Here is a 19381-nt window from a genome sequence, read left to right as displayed (position 1 = left end):
TGCTCAACAAAAAGGATTTCCGCTCAAGTCGGGCTGCAACATTCAACCTTAAAATTTAGAATTAAAAAAATCAAAATGAAAAATATACTTAAAAATAGAATCATAAAATCCGTATTAGGATTATCCATGCTTTTGGCTTTGGGTTGTCAGCGCGACCTGAATGAATTGGAAGAAGCCGGATATCCTAAAAATCCCGAGATTTTTATCGATGGTTTCAGTTCAGGACTCAATTATGCTGCATTTGGAGGCTCTGCTCCTAAAGCATTTCAGGTAGATAATGAAGTAAAATATGCCGGAACAGCATCTATGCGTTTTGAAGTTCCGGATTTTGGAAGTCCGGAAGGAGCTTATGCAGGCGGAAGTTTCTTTACATCTGTCGGCAGAGATTTATCAGACTACAATGCATTAACATTTTGGGTAAAAGCGACCCAATCTGCAAACATTGATATTATCGGATTCGGTAACGATTTAGGAGAAAACAAATATCAGGTTTCTATCAGTGCATTAGCTGTAAACACCAATTGGAAAAAAGTCTATATTCCGATTCCGGATGCAAGCAAACTCATTGCTGAAAAAGGAATGTTTTTCTATTCCGAAGGTCCGGAAAACAACAACGGATACACTTTCTGGATTGATGAGGTGAAGTTTGAAAAAGTTCCGGGTGTTGCTCAGGGAACAGCAGGAATTCTAAACGGGGATGCAAAAACAGTCACTTCTTTTGTGGGAGTAAACCAAAATGTTGACGGTTTAATTTCCACATTCAGCCTTCCGAACGGAATCAATCAGGTGGTGAATCTTACTCCGTATTATTTTAATTTTTCATCTTCCAATCCTTCGGTTGCGACAGTAAATACTCTGGGAAATGTAGCTACAGTTTCAGGAGGTTCTGCGGTAATTACAGCAACTTTGGGTGGAAAACCAGCTTCTGGTAGTTTAACAATCAACTCTCAGGGGAATTTTCTGGCAGCTCCAACACCTACACTTCCTGCAGATAAAGTAATTTCGGTTTTCAGTGACGCATATACGAATGTTCCGGTAGATTATTACAACGGATATTGGGCGCCTTATCAGACGACACAATCTGCAGATTTTACAGTAAACGGAAACAATGTGCTCAATTATTATAATTTTAATTTTGTAGGAATACAGTCTGCCGCCAACCCAATTAATGCTTCTGCAACTTCGCATTTTCACGCAGATATTTACCTTCCAAATGCATTAGCAGCGGGAGCAAATTTCAAAGTAAATATTGTAGATTTTGGACCAAATGGAGCTTTTGGAGGAAATGATGACAGCAATCACGTTACAACCATTACCGCACCTGCTTTGCAGGGGCAAAACTGGGTAAGTATCAACATTCCTTTTAGTGCGATGACAGGTTTAACTTCCAGAAGCAAAATCGGACAGATTATTTTTGAAGGTACCAATATTCCGGCTTTCTACGCAGACAATATATATTTCTACAATGACGGAAGCATTATCCCATCTACACCAGCTACAGCTGCACCAGCACCTTCTCATCCGGCTTCTGGAGTTCTTTCGGTTTTCAGTGATGCGTATACAAATGTTGCCGGAACAGATTTTAATCCAAACTGGGGACAAAATACGGTAGTTTCCCAACTTCTGATTGCGGGAAATAATACTTTGAAATATGCAGGTCTTAATTATCAAGGAACACAATTCGCAAGTCCGCTTAATGTATCTTCTTATGGTTTTGTTCATTTGGATTATTACTCTGCCAATTCTACCAGCCTAAAGTTCTATTTAATCAGTCCCGGACCGGTTGAGAAAGTGTACACTTTGTCTGTACCTTCAGGTATTGGAACTAATACAAATGGATGGAAGAGCATCAGTATTCCACTCTCTGCATTTTCAGGAGTGAATTTGAGCAATATTATTCAGTTCAAAGTAGATGGGAACGGAGATGTTTTCTTTGATAATATGTATTTCCACAATTAAAATCAAAAAGAAGAATTATGAAATTTTTAAATCAACATAAATTTTTAATGTTTACATCGCTTGTTGCTTTTGCATTTTTTGCAGTTTCTTGCGAAGAAGAATCGGTTCAGACGTTACCCGAAAGAAGCTGGGAGCTTACCTGGAGCGATGAGTTTGATGGTGTGGCGGGAACTTTACCTGATGCTGCCAAATGGTCTTATGATATCGGTACCGGAAGTGGTGGCTGGGGAAATCAGGAGTTACAATATTATACCAACCGTCCTGAAAACGTTTCGCTGGACGGAAACGGAAATCTTGTCATCACAGCCAGAAAAGAAAATTATAATGGCTCAGCATTTACATCTGCAAGAATCAAAACCAAAGGGCTTTTCGACCAGCAATACGGAAGATTCGAAGCAAGATTAAAAACGCCTTACGGACCTGGATTATGGCCGGCTTTCTGGATGCTGGGTGCAAACATAGACACTGTTCAGTGGCCTCAATGTGGTGAAATTGATATTATGGAATTACGTGGACAGGAACCGCACATAGCTCACGGAACTCTTCATGGACCAGGTTATTCTGCTGGAAATGCAATTACAAAAGCTTATGCATTAAAAGACGGAAGATTTGATGTTGATTTTCATCTTTTCGCAGTAGAATGGGACGCAGACAAAATTGATTTTTTTGTAGATGATTATCTGTATCAACGTTTGACCCGCGATGAAGTAGAAAAAAAAGGTCAATGGGTGTATAATTCACCGTTCTTTATGATTCTAAATGTCGCTGTTGGAGGAAATTATGTTGGCTTCCCGGTGGATGGAACGCCTTTCCCACAAAAAATGACTATAGATTATGTAAGAGTTTACAAAACAAAATAAATTTTCAAAAATCTTAAACCTTATAGTTTTCAAAACCTATAAGGTTTCACTATAAAACAACATTTTTCAGACCATTACATCCGAGGATCTTTTTTCCTTCGGAAGGGTTTTACAACCAATTTTAAAATTAATTTATCAAAATTTCAATAATGCAATCCACGATTTCCCATATCGAATCCTCTTTAGAAGCTGTAAAAATCAACCACGAAGTTTTTTTCAAAATTTCCGATGCCGAAGCTTTGCGTCCGTTTTTTATGACCATCGTGAGCGACTCCAATCATTGGATGTTCGTGTCCAGCAATGGCGGACTTTCCGCAGGAAGAAAAAACTCAGAATTTGCCCTTTTCCCGTACTACACCGATGACAAAATCACCGAATCGGCAGAAATTACCGGAAGCAAAACAATGGTTCAGGTGCATCAAAATGGGGAAACACTAGTTTGGGAACCTTTTTCCGTTCGCAACGAAGCACAATTTCGCACCACCAGAAATGTGTACAAAAACGAATTTGGCAACAAACTCATTTTTGAAGAAATCAACCACGATTTAGCACTCGCTTTTTCCTACGAATGGAACAACAGCAGCGAATTTGGCTTCATCAAAAAATCAACCATCAAAAACTTAGCCTCCGAAAATCAAAACGTAACTGTTTTAGACGGATTGCAAAACATTTTACCGTACGGAATCGGCAGCGATTTGCAAATGAGGGTCAGCAATTTGGGCGATGCCTATAAACGTACCGAGCTCGATGCAAAATCAGGTCTCGGAATTTTCGCATTAAGTGCCATTATCGTAGATAAAGCCGAACCCAGCGAAGCTTTGAAAGCCAACACCGTTTTCTCCATCGGAACAGAAAATCCAACGTATTTGCTGTCTTCGCTTCAGTTGAAAAATTTCAGAAAAGGCGAAAAAGTAAGTCAGGAAACCGACATCAAAGGAGAGAAAGGAGCGTATTTCGTTCAACAAGAATTAGCATTAAACACCAATGATGAAAAAAATTGGTGGTTTGTAGCCAATGTGAATCAGTCGCAATCGAATGTTATTAACTGGATTGAACGCATTAAAACCGAAAAAAATCTTGCTTCAAGCATTCAAAAAGATATTGATTTAGGCACCGAAAATCTTAAAAAATTAGTTGCTGCAGCCGATGGTTTGCAGTTTACCAACGACGATTTGCGAGACAGCCGTCATTTTTCCAACACGCTGTTCAACATTATGCGTGGCGGAATTTTCGATGACAATTACACCATCGAAAGGTGGGATTTTTCCAAATATATGGAGAAAGCCAACCAACAAGTTTTCAAAAATTCAGATAAAATTTTAAACAATCTTCCAGAGAAATTTTCTTTGTTTGAATTGAAAGCAGCGCTAGAGAATGCTGATGATGCCGATTTTATCCGATTAGCAAAAGAATATTTACCGCTCAAATTTTCCCGCCGTCACGGAGATCCTTCCCGTCCGTGGAACAAATTTTCCATCAACACCAGAAGTGAAGTGGACGGTTCTAAAATCCTCGATTACGAAGGAAACTGGAGAGATATTTTCCAAAATTGGGAAGCTTTGGCGCATTCCTATCCGTATTTTATCGAAGGAATGATTTTTAAATTCCTAAACGCCACGACTTTTGACGGGTACAATCCGTACCGGGTAACCAAAGACGGTTTCGATTGGGAAACCATTGAAGAAGACGATCCGTGGAGTTACATTGGTTATTGGGGCGATCATCAAATTATTTATTTACAGAAATTTTTAGAATTTACCGAAAATTATTTCCCTAATTCGTTAGAAAATCTGTTGGATCAGGAGCTTTTTGTGTACGCCAATGTTCCGTACAAAATAAAATCCCACGAAGAAATTCTGAAAAATCCGAAAGATACCATCGATTTTGATTTTGAATTGGACGCAACAATTCACCAAAGAAGAGCCGAAATGGGAGCAGACGGCGCTTTGCTTACCGATGAAAACGGAGAAGTGTTGAAGGTAAATTTCACCGAAAAAATATTAGCAACTGTTCTGGCTAAATTGTCCAATTTTATTTTGGAAGGCGGTATTTGGATGAATACGCAACGCCCAGAATGGAACGATGCCAACAACGCTTTGGTAGGAAACGGCGTTTCGATGGTGACGTTGTATTATTTGCGAAGAATGATGCAGTTTTTCCAAGGTATTTTTGAAAATTCGGCTTTGGAAAACGTGAAGGTTTCTACCGAATTGGTAGATTTTTACAAAAAAATACGAGAAGGTTTCCAAGAAAATCTTGCGTTATTGGAAGGAAACATCAGCAACGAAGACCGCAAAAAAATCCTCGATCTATTTGGCGAAGCGGCTTCGGAATACCGAAATCACGTGTACACCAAAGGATTTTGGGGTAAAAAACGTACCGTTTCTTTGGAAGGGTTGAGAAGATTTACCAACCTTTCGTTGCAGTTTTTGGAGCATTCCATCAAAGCCAACGAAAGAAAAGACGGTTTATATCACGCCTATAATTTGATGACTTCCAACGAAAAATCTGTTACGATTTCATACCTCAGCGAAATGTTGGAAGGACAAGTTGCGGTGTTGAGTTCTCAATTTTTAACTTCAAATGAAGCATTGAAAGTTCTCGACGCGTTGAAAAATTCGGCGTTATTTAGAGAAGACCAATACAGTTATTTATTGTATCCGAACAAGCAACTGAAAGGATTTTTGGAAAGAAACAGCATTCCTGAAAATTTAGTTCAAAAATCAGCATTGCTTCAACAATTGGTTGCGGAAAAAAATACGCAAATCATTGAAAAAGATGTGTTAGGAAATTATCATTTCAATGGAAATTTCAAAAATGCAGGCGATTTAGAAATAGGATTAGATGCTTTAAACGTTGAAAATCAGGAAAAAACCTTGATTTTAGAAATTTTTGAAGAAGTTTTTAACCATAAAGAATTTACCGGAAGAAGCGGCACATTCTACGGTTACGAAGGTTTAGGCTCTATTTATTGGCATATGGTTTCCAAATTATTGTTAGCCGTGATGGAAGTTTGCCAAAAAGCCATCAACGAAAATGCTTCGCCCGAAACGGTGGGAAGATTGTTGGAACATTTCTACGAAATCAACGCAGGAATCGGGGTTCACAAATCACCGGAATTGTACGGTGCATTCCCAACCGATGCGTATTCGCACACGCCATTTACCAAAGGCGCACAACAACCGGGAATGACGGGACAGGTAAAAGAAGATATTTTGAGCCGTTTCGGAGAACTGGGAATGGTGGTAAAAGACGGACAATTGCAGTTTAAACCCGATTTATTGAGAAAAGAAGAGTTCTTAACGGAAGAAAAAACCATCGAATATTTTGATGTACAATCCAATACTTCATCGTTGAAGTTACCCGAAAATTCGTTGTTTTTCACCAAATGCGAAGTTCCAGTAATCTATGAAATTTCGGAAACTGAAAGCGTAGCAATTTTTAATGAACAATGTGAAGCAAAAATAGAGAACAGTTTAACCATTAATAAAGAAGATTCTGAAAACATTTTCAAAAGAAACGGAAAAGTGTCTTTGATTAAAGTGAAAATCAGAAAAGAACAGTTGAAATAAATCTTTTCCCGCAGATTTCCGCAGAATTTTTCCGCAGAATATCGCAGAGAAAAAGAAATATCAGCGTAAATCAGCGGTTTAAATCAGAGAAGATCTGCGGGAAAAACGGAAAATTTCGATTAAAAATGAAGCTATTCAGCCTAATATCAACCCTTTTTTTGACATTTTTAATGTCCTGTACCAGTATGCAAAAAACAACGAAACCACATAAATCAGCTTCAGAAATTTTGGGAAATCCCAATTATTTAGCAATGTCTTACGGCGGTTATAGAACCAACTCCAGAAGATTGCAACCTACCATTGCCCAATTAAAGGAAGATATGAAAATAATGGCGGCAATGGGCGTGAAAATCATCCGAACCTACAACGTGCATCTTCCGCACGATGTGAATGTTTTGGAAGCTATTCATCAACTGAAACAAGAAGATCCCAACTTTGAAATGTATGTAATGTTGGGCGCTTGGATCGATTGCAAAAATGCGTGGACCGGTTTTGAACCCAATCACTACGAAGAAAGCGAAAGAAACGCCACCGAAATAGAACGTGCTGCTGCTTTGGCAAAACAATATCCCGATATTGTGAAAGTGATTGCCGTAGGAAACGAGGCGATGGTAAAATGGGCAACAGCGTATTACGTGCAGCCTTCCGTGATTTTGAAATGGGTGAATCATTTGCAAGATCTAAAGAAAAAAGGAGATTTACCAAAAGATTTATGGATCACCACTTCTGATAATTTTGCAAGTTGGGGCGGTGGCGACAAAGAATACCACACCAAAGAACTTACAGAGCTCATTAAAGCGGTGGATTATATTTCGATGCACACCTACCCGATGCACGACACGCATTACAACCCGATTTTTTGGGGAATTTCGGAAGATGAATTTCAGTATTCTAAAGAAAAACAGTTGGAATTGGCAATGTTGCGTTCTTTGAAATACGCACAATCGCAGTACAATGCAGTGAAAAAATATATGCAAAGTTTGGGCGTAGAAAAACCGGTACATATTGGCGAAACCGGTTGGGCAACTTTTTCTAATGAATTGTACGGAAGCAACGATTCTAAAGCGGTGGACGAATACAAATCGGGTGTTTTTTACAAAATGATGCGAGACTGGACCAATAAAAACAATATTTCGTGTTTCTATTTCGAGGCGTTTGACGAGCCTTGGAAAGATGCCGGAAATGCAGGCGGTTCGGAAAATCATTTCGGATTGTTTACCGTAGATGGAAACGCCAAATATGCACTTTGGGATTTAGTAGATGAAGGTGCTTTCAAAAAATTGAAAAGAGACGGAAACACCATTCAGAAAACCTTTAACGGAAACCTGAAACGATTATTAGACAGCGTAGAAATGCCTCCACATCGTGAGTTTGAAAAACAATTGATGGAAACGAAGTGATATTTTTCCCGCAGATGAGCGCAGATGATTTTTCGCAGACTACCGCAGAAAAATAGTAAGAATCAGCGAAGATCAGCGGGAAAAAAAATCAGAATAAATAAAAAAATGATTGCAAAAAGCCTACATATTGCCATACTAATGAGTGTAACAATGAGTTGTACCGCACAAAAATCGTGGAAAGCCAATATCTACGAAACTTCGGCAAGCGGAAATCAATTAACTAAAATTGATGCGAGAAATGCTGTTGAAAATTCAATTAAAATAAACATTAAACCCGAACAACAATTCCAAAAAATTACGGGATTTGGTGGCGCTTTTACCGAAAGTTCGGCGTATTTACTGGGTAAATTAAGCCCCAAAAATCGGGAAAAAGTATTGCAATTGTACTTTGGCAAGGAAGGTGCTAATTATTCTTTAACCCGCACCACGATTGCTTCTTGCGATTTTTCTTTGAACAATTACACGTATGCTCCGGTTGCCGATGATAAAGAACTGAAACATTTTTCGGTAAAGGAAGATATGGACGATTTGGTGCCGATGATTAAAGACGCACAAAAAATTTCCAAAGATGGTTTTAAAATTTTGGCTTCACCGTGGACTTCACCACCGTGGATGAAGGACAACAACTCTTGGATCAACGGAAAATTATTGCCGCAATACAACGAAACTTTTGCTTTATACTTTTCAAAATATTTAACCGAATATAAAAAATTAGGCATTCCGATTTGGGGAATTACCGTGGTGAACGAACCTCACGGAAACGGCGGAAATTGGGAAAGTATGCTCTTTACGCCAAAAGAAATGACGGATTTTGTGGAAAATTTCCTTGGCCCAAAATTAGAAAAAGACGGTTACGGAAACGTGAAGATTTTCGGCTACGACCAAAACCGAGCGGAACTCAAAAATTGGGTGGACGAAATGTACCGGTCCGAAAAATCGTCGAAATATTTCGCAGGAACTGCCATTCATTGGTACGAAAGCACTTGGAAAGTGTTTGAAGATGAGTTGCAATACGCACACAAAAAAAATCCATCCAAACACTTAATCCAAACCGAAGCCTGCATTGATGGCGATATTCCGAAATGGAAAGACGATTCTTGGTATTGGAGTCCTGAAGCTACCGATTGGGGTTGGGATTGGGCAAAAGAAGAAGAAAAATATTTGCACCCGAAATACGTTCCGGTGTTCCGTTATGCAGGAGATATTATTGGTTGTTTGAACAATCAAGTCGATGGCTGGATTGATTGGAATATGGTTTTGGATAAAAATGGCGGTCCCAATTGGTTCAAAAACTGGTGTGGCGCACCGATTTTGGTAGATCCCGAAACCGATGAAGTGTATGTAACGCCTTTGTACTACACGATGGCGCATTTCAGCAAATTTATTCGTCCCGATGCGGTACGAATTGGTTTTGAAAACCCGGATAAAGAATTGCAAGTAACGGCGGCAAAAAATCCCGACGGTTCGGTTGCAGTGGTGGTTTTCAATCCATCGGAACAGGCGAAAAACATCGAAATTTCTTTAGGAAATCAATACATATCCACAAATATCAATGCGAAAGCATTGCAAACCGTTCATCTAACTTTTTAAAAACTAAAAGTATATGTCACAATCAGTAATTTCAAAAAATAAAGTTCCATTAGGACAGAAAATAGCTTTCGGTTTGGGAATGTTGGCGAACCAAATGTTTCCTGCAGCACTAGGAATCTTCATCGTAGTATTGGTTCAGAATTTAGGATTTTCTGGTTGGATGTTAGGATTAATTTATTTTATTCCAAAGTTGTTTGATGCCATTACTGATCCATTGATGGGGTTTATATCGGATAATACCAAGTCGAAATGGGGCAGAAGAAGGCAATATGTTATCATTGGTGGCATCATTACAGGGATTGCGTTTGCATTAATGTTTCAATTGTATTCTTCTAATTCGCCAACGTTCAATTTCTTTTATTTTTTACTGATTTCATTAGTTTTCTTTTTGGGAATTACCATATTTAGTGTTCCGTATGTGGCAATGGGTTATGAAATGAGTGATGATTTCCACGAACGAACCAATATTATGGCGGTGTCACAATTAATCGGACAATTGGCTTGGGTTATTGCGCCTTGGTTTTGGGTGATTATGTATGATCCCGATTTTTTCCCTACCGCAGAAATAGCCACCAGAACTTTGGCCATCTATGTTGCCATCGGTTGTACCATACTCGCAGTTATTCCGGGTATTTTTATCAAAAGTAAATCAACGCTCAACGAAAATTATGAACCCTTAAATTTAAAAAACGCGAGTAGAAGTTTTGATTTAATCATCGAAGGATTTAAAGAAGCTTTAAAAATAAAGCCGTTTAAAAAACTATGTATTGCTACTTTTTTAATTTTTAATGCATTTAATACGGTTGCAAGCTTTACATTTTTTGTAATTGTTTATCATTTATTTAATGGAAGTCCAGCTGATGCTGGGATTTGGCCAACTCTTTTTGGTTGTTTAGGAGCAACCTCTACAACGCTTTTTGTGATACCCATCGTGAGATGGATGGCCAATAAATATGGCAAAAAAAATGCTTTTATCATCTCTCAAAGCATTTCTATTTTAGGGTATATTTTGCTTTGGTTTTTATTAGTTCCGGGCAAACCCTATTTGTTTATTATTGCATTGCCTTTTTTCTCCTTTGGTATAGGGAGTTTGTTTACCATTATGATGTCGATGACCTCCGATGTGATTGATATTGACGAACTCAATACCGGAAAAAGAAGAGAAGGAATATTTGGCGCTATTTATTGGTGGATGGTAAAATTTGGCGCTGCTATTGCGGGTGGATTAAGTGGTTTAATTCTAACTTGGGTAGGCTTCAAAGAAGGGATTCCTACAACACAACAAGAAGGGGCAATTTCTATGTTGCATATTCTTTTCTCGGTAATTCCAATTGCAGGTACATTAATAGCCATTTGGGTAATGTGGGATTATGATGTGTCAGAAGAAAAAGCCAGAGAAATAAGTGCAGAATTAGCCAGAAGAAAAGCGCCAAAACCTTCTGGATACGGTGCCAACAATATATTGAAAGGAATGAATTTGGCTGGACTTTCCCGATTGCAACTGCAACAGCAATTTCCGCAGTATTATTTCCCAACCTTTGATTATACCAATGTTGAAGGCATAAAAACTGAATTTTACAATGTTTTCAAAGCCGGAATGAGTGGCATTTGTTTCAGTGCATTCACCGAAAAACAATTTCCGGGCGATTACATCACTGAAGAACAAATCCGAAAACGCTTGGAAGTGCTGCAACCTCATACACAATGGATCAGAGTCTTTTCTTCCACGCACGGACACGAAAATATCCCGAAAATTGCCAAAGAAATGGGCTTCAAAGTATTGATGGGAGCGTGGATTGGCAAAGATGAAACCGAAAACCAACAAGAAATTCAGGCTTTAATTCAGTTAATCAAAGAAGGAAATGTAGATATCGCCGCCGTTGGAAACGAAGTATTGTTCCGTGGCGACCAAAATGAAGAAACGTTGTTGAGCTACATTCAACAAGTTAAAAATCAAACGATGGATGTTCCTGTAACGTATATTGATGTGTATTACGAAATCATCAATCACCCGAAATTGGCAGCAGCAACCGATAAAATTTTAATCAACTGCTACCCGTTCTGGGAAGGTGCTTCTATAGACAATGCCGGAATGTATTTGCAGGAAATGTATCATCAAACCAAAAAAATAGCGGGTGGAAAAGAAATCATCATTGCAGAAACCGGTTGGCCAAGTAAAGGTGACGCCGTACAAAATGCACAACCATCGCCAGAAAATTTAATGCGATATTTCTCCGAAGCACAAAAATGGGCATCGAAAGAAAACTTAACGCTGTTCTATTTCTCTTCTTTCGACGAATCTTGGAAAATCCATTTCGAAGGTTGGGCAGGAACTTCATGGGGATTGTGGGATGCCAACGAAAAATTCAAATTTTGAAAATAGACGCAAGATATTAGACACGAGACACAAGATTTTAGAAACTGTCAATAATCAATTAACCATTATCAACTCATAATCATCATTACCAATGTCATACAGAGCAGAGCAATATTTATCCTTACCCAAACTCAATCAGGATAATTATATTATAGGAAAAACCGAAACCGAAAAAAGAGATTTGTTTCGGGAAATTCTCAACAATGGCGTTCACGGCTTTTGTTTCAGTTTGTATGAAGACGGACAAAAACCCGGCGACATCATTTCCGAGGAGCAAGTTCGCCGAAGAATGGAAATCCTGAAACCGCACACATCGTGGGTTCGCTCGTTTTCTTGCACCGAAGGCAACGAACACATCCCGAAAATCGCCAAAGAATTCGGAATGAAAACCCTGGTCGGAGCTTGGTTGGGAGACGATCCCGAAATCAACGAAAGAGAAATTGAAGGATTGATAAAACTCGCCAAAGAAGGATATGTGGACATTGCAGCCGTAGGAAATGAAGTGATGTACCGCAAAGATTTAACCGAAGACGAATTGCTGGATTTCATCAACCGTGTAAAAAAAGAACTCCCCGAAATTCCCGTAGGTTACGTAGATGCCTATTACGAATTTACCATAAAACCAAGAATTACAGAAGCTTGCGACGTTATTTTGGCAAACTGTTATCCGTTTTGGGAAAGTTGCCCCGCCGAACATTCGCTCAATTATATGAAGCAAATGTATTATCAGGCAAAACAGGCAGCCAACGGAAAACCCGTCATCATTTCCGAAACCGGTTGGCCAAGCAAAGGCGAAGATTTGAAGGGCGCTTTTCCGTCCAGAGAAAACGCTTTGAATTACTTCATCAACACCCAATTGTGGTGTATGGACGAGCAAATCGACTGTTTCTACTTTTCCTCCTTCGACGAAAGTTGGAAAGTAGGTCCCGAAGGCGAGGTCGGCGCACATTGGGGAATCTGGGACAAACACGAGAAGTTGAAGTATTGAGAAGAGTTGCGAGTTACGAGTTACGAGATGCGAGTTTTTTTTGGGCAGCTTAATCCGCCTTCCGTTCCCGCTTTTTTGCTCATCGCATCCTGAGCTTTGCCGAAGGACTCCTCACAAAAAGAGCTCCACTCAAGTCGGGCTGCGAGAGATTCAACGCAAAAACCTTGTCAGGGTTTCAAACCCTGACAAGGTTGAAAAAAAATAAAAATTTTTAAAAAAAATAAATGACATAGGAAACGGAGGCGTTAACAAAACAAAGTTTCGCTGATTCCATTGAAACATTAAAAATGGTGAAGCAAATTTTAAAAGATTTCCGTTAAAAAATTTCCACTGTTTGAGTGGCGGCAAAAAAAGAAATGAGAAAAACTAATCTTTTTTTCCGCCCGAGTTTGGAAATTTTAGGAAATGTTTTAAAATTTTAGCCGAGTTTCCAAGTCTTGAACTTTTGGTTCTTTTGTTTGACTTCGTCGAATCTTCGATTTCAAGACAAAAGAACATTAATACAAAAATATTATGCTTAAAAAATTACAGCATTTCGTTTTATTCCTTTTCAGCACACTCTATTTGGCACAGGTCGATGTCGTGTACAATGATTTGGTCTGGTCCGACGAATTTTCCACCAACGGAGCCGTTGACAATGCGAAATGGCATCACCAAACCCAATTGCCAAATGGCGGAAGTTGGTACAATGGAGAACAACAACATTACACTAATCTCGTTACCAATTCCTTTGCAAACAATGGAAACCTGAATATTGTTGCTAAAAAAGAAGTATTCACGGATCAAGGCTACACCAAGAATTACACTTCGGCAAGACTCAACTCAAAATTTGCCTTTAAATATGGGCGAGTAGATGTTCGTGCAAAAGTTCCAAAAAACCAAGGAACGTGGCCTGCAATCTGGCTTTTAGGAAAAAATGTCAATGAACCGGGTGGCTATTTTGCTTCCACTTATGGAAATACCAGTTGGCCGGCTTGCGGAGAAATCGATATGATGGAATACGGAATTTTCCCATCAGCTCCTGAAAATTATATTCAAAGTACATTGCATACGCCATCATCTTCCGGAAACTCTGCCAATCACGGCGGAATGTTGGCTTCATCGGATATTACGGATAATTATCACATTTATTCGATGAACTGGTCGCCGAATCAAATTACATTTTTGCTGGACGGAGTAGCGTATTACACGTACAATCCTTCGGTGAAAAACGCATCAACGTGGCCCTTTGATAAAGAGCAATATCTACTTTTAAACATTGCAATGGGTGGTGTTGCAGGAGCTATTCCTTCCACATTTACCAATGCTTCTATGATTATTGATTATGTAAGAGTTTATCAAAACACCACTCCGGATACGGCTGCACCGACCAATTTTACGGCAACTGTTGGAGCTGTAACCAGCGATTCTGTAGAATTATTATTGAATGCAAATGATAACTTTGGAGCAATTACTTATCAAATTTCTGGTGGAGCTACTCAAACAGCTTACGGAACTTCGGGCGTTCAAAAATCGGTGATTATTTCAGGATTGAGTCCTACCACAACGTACAATTTTACCGTAACAGCCAGCGATGCCGCAGGAAATACGGCTGCCAATAATCCCATTATATTAAGTGCAACCACGCTTTCCAATATCAACACCGCCTGCAACGGAACTTCTACTTTGGCTTCGCAAGGTGCATTTTCTACGGGATACAAATACGGTTTCCAAACCATCGGAACCGATGTAAAAGTAACGTTTGAATTGTTAGATACCGATAAAACGGGCGTTGTGGCTTATTTGTGGAAGCAAACGCCTTTCACCGAAACCGCAATGACGAATACTTCTGGAAAGATTTTTACTCAAACTTTAACAGGGCAAACGTTGGGATCTACCATCAATTACGCCGTTAAATTTGCGTATGCAGGTGGAATGTCGGTAACGAAATATTATTCTTATGTGGTAGGAGATGCGTGTACATTGGGAGTAGAAAACTTTTCTGCTTCGCAGGAATTCATTTATCCCAATCCTGTGGAAACAGTTTTGAATTTAAAATTATTTGAGAAAAAAAATATGATTACTCTTTACGATTTTTCAGGTAAGAAAGTACTTGAGAAAAATATAATAGCCAATTCTGAAATAGATATGACTTCTTATCCTTCAGGGAATTATTTAATTAAAATTGAAAACTCAAAAGGAACAAATACTCATAAATTCATAAAAAAATAGTTGTTAAAAAGATCAACTAAAAATATTATTAACCCTTAAATTTTTATAAAATGAAAAATTTATCTCTTTTTTTAATGTTGTTGGCATTTACGTTTGGCTTTTCTCAGCCAACAACCAATGCACCAACACCGACACACTTGCCGGCTAATGTAATTTCGATATTTAGTGATGCATATACTAATGTTGTCACTAATTATAATCCAAACTGGGGGCAGTCAGGAACAGTAAATCCTACATTTATTCCTGTTTCTGGTTCTGGAAACAATGTTCTGGTTTATTCTAATTTCAATTATCAAGGAACGGAGCTTACAACACAAAATGCAGCTTCAATGGAGTTTTTGCATATTGATGTTTGGTCTAATACTTCCGGTGCAATTCTGAAAGTTTCTCCAATCAATAACGGAACAGGAGCAGGGGAATTTTTGGTTAATGTACCATTAACCGCAGGTAGCTGGAACAGTGTGAATTTGCCAAAATCAGCTTTCACCGGAATGACATGGAACTCTGTTTTCCAGTTGAAGTTTGATGGTCAGTCGGGAACGACACCATCAACTGTTTATTTAGATAATATCTACTTCTGGAAAAACCCTGTAGATCCTACTGCCGATGCTACTTTAAGTGATTTGAAAGTTAATGGAACAACTGTTGCCGGATTCAGTTCTGCAATTACTACTTATTCTGTACAGTTTCCGCAGGGAACTACTGCTATTCCACAAATTACCGCAGCTATAACAAGCAATACAAACGCAACAAGAGTAATTACGCAAGCTGCTTCTATTCCTGGAACAGCAACAGTTGCTGTAACGGCTCAGAACGGCACAACGACGAGAATATATACGATAAATTATACCGTTTCGGGTCCCTCAACAGCCGCTCCAAATCCACCTGCAAGAGCTGCTGCTGATGTAATATCTTTCTTTAGTGAGGCATATACTAATGTTCCTGTTTCTGAATGGTCTACTTCTTGGGATGATTCTACAATTCAGGATGTTACAGTGGCAGGAAATGCTGTGAAAAAGATTACATTTACCAACTTTCTTGGTGTACAGCTTGCTAATTATATAAATGCTACTGCAATGACGCATTTTCATATGGATTATTTTATAGATGCAGGAACAGACTTAGTAGGCAAAGTATTCAATCCGAAATGGTCAAATCATGCTTCTCAGGCTGGGGAAACTTCATCATTTTTATTGAATCATTTACCTTCAACAACAGGAACATGGGTTTCGATTGATGTTCCGATCAGCGACTTTAACATTCCAGGAGGACAAATCAGAAACTCTTTGTATCAATTCCTAATTTCGAGTAATCTTGGAAGTGTTTATGTAGACAACATCTATTTTTATAAAAACGGAACTTTAGGAGTAAAAGACATTCAAAACAAAAAAGAAGCAAGAATATATCCAAATCCTGTAAAAGCTGGGGAAACTGTGACGGTTGATGGTAAAGTGAAATCTTTGGAGATTTATAATATGGCTGGTCAGAAAGTGAAAAATTCAGTAGATAATACCGTAGCTACTGATGGTCTTTCTAAAGGGCTTTATATCATCAAAACCACCAACGAAAAAGGAGAAACACAATCTTCTAAGCTTGTTATTAACTAAATTATGTTATTTTTTTTAAAAGCTCGTCATATTTGGCGGGCTTTTTCATTTTAATTCGTTATTTTTGATATGATGGTGAAAAGACTTCTTAGCTGTATATTGTGTTTATTGTTTGCTTTAATATACTCACAAAGCATTCAAAATATAGGTTTGCCTTTTATTCAGAATTATCTGCCTAAAGATTATGGCAACCATGGTAAAATCTGGGAAATAAAAGCAGCAGACAATGGGATGGTTTATATGGCTGCGGAAAACGGTGTTTTGGAGTTTGATGGTCAAAACTGGAACAGATTTAGGAATTATAAAGGATATACGAGATCTCTTCACATTGCAAATGCTTCTACCATATATGTTGGCGCAGATATGGATTTCGGCGTTTACAAAAAAGACAAATTTCAAAAGTTTTCTTACACTTCGCTTTATCCTTACCGAAAAAATAACAACGGCGTTACAGAAGAATTTTGGGGAGCGTATCAGGTAAAAGATAAGATTGTTTTTATTTCGCATCAGAATTTATACACTTTGTATTGGGGGAAAGTTTCAAAAATATCAGCTCCGGTAAGATTCACAGACAGCTTTTTAGTAAACGGATTACTTTACCTTGCTGACGACAGGAAGGGATTGCTGCAATTTGATGGAAAAAATTTGAATTTAATCTGTTCTTATCCTGAAAACAGCCAATTAGAAATAGCTGGAGTGTTCAAAATAGCTAAAGAACTTAGAATTGTCACTAAAAACCATGGGATTTTTCAGGTTTCAGAAAAGAAAATGACACCCGCTATTTCGGAGGTCAATTCTATTCTCGAAAAAAATAAAGTTTTCAGTTTTACTTCAATTGATGATAAATATTTAGCTTTTGGAACGATTACCGATGGACTGTATATTACAGATCTAAACGGAAAAATTGTTCAGCATATTAATAAAAACAAAGGCTTACCCAATAATACTGTTCTTTCTCTTTTTTATCAAAAAAATGGCAAATTGTGGCTTGGTTTGGATTATGGAATTGCCTCTGTAGACATAAGCAGCAGTATTTCTTACTTTTACAGTGTCAACGGTGATTTTGGGACAGGATATACAGCCCTTATTAATGAAAGTAAATTATTTTTGGGTTCCAATCAGGGATTATATTATACAGACTGGAATAATTTTAGAAATAATCAGAAAAATCCACTTTTTAATCTTATCAAAGGTTCGGACGGGCAGGTCTGGACTTTAGAAACAATTGAAGGAAATATGTATTGCGGTCATGATAGAGGATTGTTTCTAGTAAAAGATAATGTATTTCAGAAAATCAACGATGAGTATGGTGTTTCCCAAATAATTCCTTTTAGAAATAACTATGTATTAACCGGTAATTATAAAGGAATTTCTATTTATAAAAAAGAATTTGGCAGATTGAGATTTGTAAAAAATATGAAATACATTCTCGGAGCAGTAAGCCAGATTCAAATCGAAAGCAACCAGACCATCTGGATTAATATTCCTAATTACGGAGTGATAAGAACCGATTTGGATGTAAATCTTAACCCGGTGAACAGAAAAATTTTTCTGGATTCTGAATTTGAAGGAAATTCTCCTCAAATCTATAAAAATGATGGAGAGATCATGATTGTCACCGCAACTCATGCATACAAATATATTTCGGCTGACAAAAAATTCAGATTGATGAATGATAAAATCGGCGCGGCAGTCATCAAAGAAGTGCTTCCCGGTTTTTATTTTCCTAAGAAGATTTCGCCAGAATATAACTTTTATCCTGTTTACAATGGTTTTGCGCTGGAAAAAACACCAAACCAGAAAGTAAATTTTCTTGCAGATTTAGTTTTCAGAAAAGCTAAGGCGTTTAATAATCATAATGAAACAGCAATACATCATCAGCAAAGCATCAGCTATAAATATAATAACTTTCATTTTAGCTTTATAGCTCCTAACGAAGAAGGAGTGGAATATCAGTATTATTTAAAGGGTTTTTCAGATAAATGGTCGCCCTGGAGTACTAAAAATGATGTAAATTTTTTAAACCTCAAAGAAGGCGATTATACACTTCACATTAAAGCAAGAAAAGAAAATTTTTTCTCGGAAACGAAAAAAATTAATTTTACGGTAAAAGCACCTTGGTACAGAACAATATACAGCTATGTTCTATATGGACTAATCATAATTGCTTCATTTTACTTTTTGAGGAAGCATCATCAAAACAGACTTAAAAAACAGGCTTTTGATTTCCTGCAAAAACAGCGGGAATCTCTGAGAGAGCAGTCCGAAAAACACCGTGAGGAAATTCTGATTGCAAAGCAAAAACAGATGGAAACAGAACAGCAAAATCTAAGAGAGGAAATCCGAAGGAAAACCATTGAGCTGGCTACTAAAGCAAAAGATGATGAAGACAAAAACAGAATACTTTCTATCATTAACTGCAAAATAAAAGAAATAGAAGATACCCCAAATATTTCTAAAATTAGGTTGGGAGAAATCCGCAGAATGCTCAGCCAGTATCTTCATACAGAAGATCACACGTTTGAAATTCAAATGGATGAGCTGCATCAGGAATTTTTCAAATCTATGAAAGTCAGGTTTCCCAATCTTTCTATTTATGAGCTGCGGCTTTGTGCCTATCTCCGAATTGGTTTAAACTCAAAAGAAATGGCAGATATTTTCCAAGTGCTTCCGTCAAGCATTAATGTAAGCAGATCAAGACTGAGAAAAAAACTAGGGCTAAAACCCGAAGATGATTTGTATAACTTTCTTAACGGATTTTAAATATTTATAACCAAATATTTATTCTCTTTATTTTAAGATATTGTATTGAGTCTC

The 19381-nt window shown here is 37.9% G+C and carries 10 protein-coding genes; all 10 read left to right on the top strand.

All coding sequences use genetic code 11. The features are described 5' to 3' along the window. Positions 1-75: 75 nt before the first annotated feature. The 10 genes from AC0NBN_RS09550 (at position 76) to AC0NBN_RS09505 (ending at position 19327) form a co-directional block, all read left to right on the top strand. Entirely contained in the window at positions 76-1959 is a 1884-nt protein-coding gene (locus tag AC0NBN_RS09550; RefSeq protein ID WP_160812625.1) for an Ig-like domain-containing protein, read from the top strand. A 17-nt stretch (positions 1960-1976) separates the two neighbouring features. Beyond that, positions 1977-2819, top strand: coding sequence for a glycoside hydrolase family 16 protein (locus tag AC0NBN_RS09545; RefSeq protein ID WP_143883112.1), 843 nt, complete (start codon positions 1977-1979; stop codon positions 2817-2819). A gap of 149 nt (positions 2820-2968) precedes the next feature. Then, complete coding sequence (locus tag AC0NBN_RS09540) at positions 2969-6391, top strand: hypothetical protein (protein WP_160812624.1); 3423 nt, start codon at positions 2969-2971, stop codon at positions 6389-6391. Between the two features lie 185 nt (positions 6392-6576). Beyond that, positions 6577-7791 (top strand): glycosyl hydrolase family 17 protein, encoded by a 1215-nt coding sequence (locus AC0NBN_RS09535; protein WP_160812623.1) that lies wholly within the window; start codon positions 6577-6579, stop codon positions 7789-7791. A 105-nt stretch (positions 7792-7896) separates the two neighbouring features. After that, a complete protein-coding gene (locus tag AC0NBN_RS09530) occupies positions 7897-9381 on the top strand; it encodes a glycoside hydrolase family 30 protein (RefSeq protein ID WP_474468249.1) in 1485 nt (494 codons plus the stop codon). 13 nt (positions 9382-9394) lie between these two features. Then, complete coding sequence (locus AC0NBN_RS09525; RefSeq protein WP_160812622.1) at positions 9395-11758, top strand: MFS transporter; 2364 nt, start codon at positions 9395-9397, stop codon at positions 11756-11758. Between the two features lie 91 nt (positions 11759-11849). Beyond that, entirely contained in the window at positions 11850-12746 is an 897-nt protein-coding gene (locus AC0NBN_RS09520; protein WP_160812621.1) for a glycosyl hydrolase family 17 protein, read from the top strand. 513 nt (positions 12747-13259) lie between these two features. Further along, positions 13260-14957 (top strand): family 16 glycosylhydrolase, encoded by a 1698-nt coding sequence (locus tag AC0NBN_RS09515; RefSeq protein WP_160812620.1) that lies wholly within the window; start codon positions 13260-13262, stop codon positions 14955-14957. 50 nt (positions 14958-15007) lie between these two features. Further along, positions 15008-16564 carry a T9SS type A sorting domain-containing protein gene (locus AC0NBN_RS09510; protein WP_160812619.1) on the top strand — a complete coding sequence of 519 codons (1557 nt, stop codon included), beginning with the start codon at positions 15008-15010 and terminating at the stop codon, positions 16562-16564. 150 nt (positions 16565-16714) lie between these two features. Continuing rightward, entirely contained in the window at positions 16715-19327 is a 2613-nt protein-coding gene (locus tag AC0NBN_RS09505) for a triple tyrosine motif-containing protein (protein ID WP_160812618.1), read from the top strand. Positions 19328-19381 lie beyond the last annotated feature (54 nt).

It is taken from the genome of Chryseobacterium sp. L12 (assembly GCF_056133985.1).
This window is presented reverse-complemented; position numbering and strand designations above follow the sequence as displayed.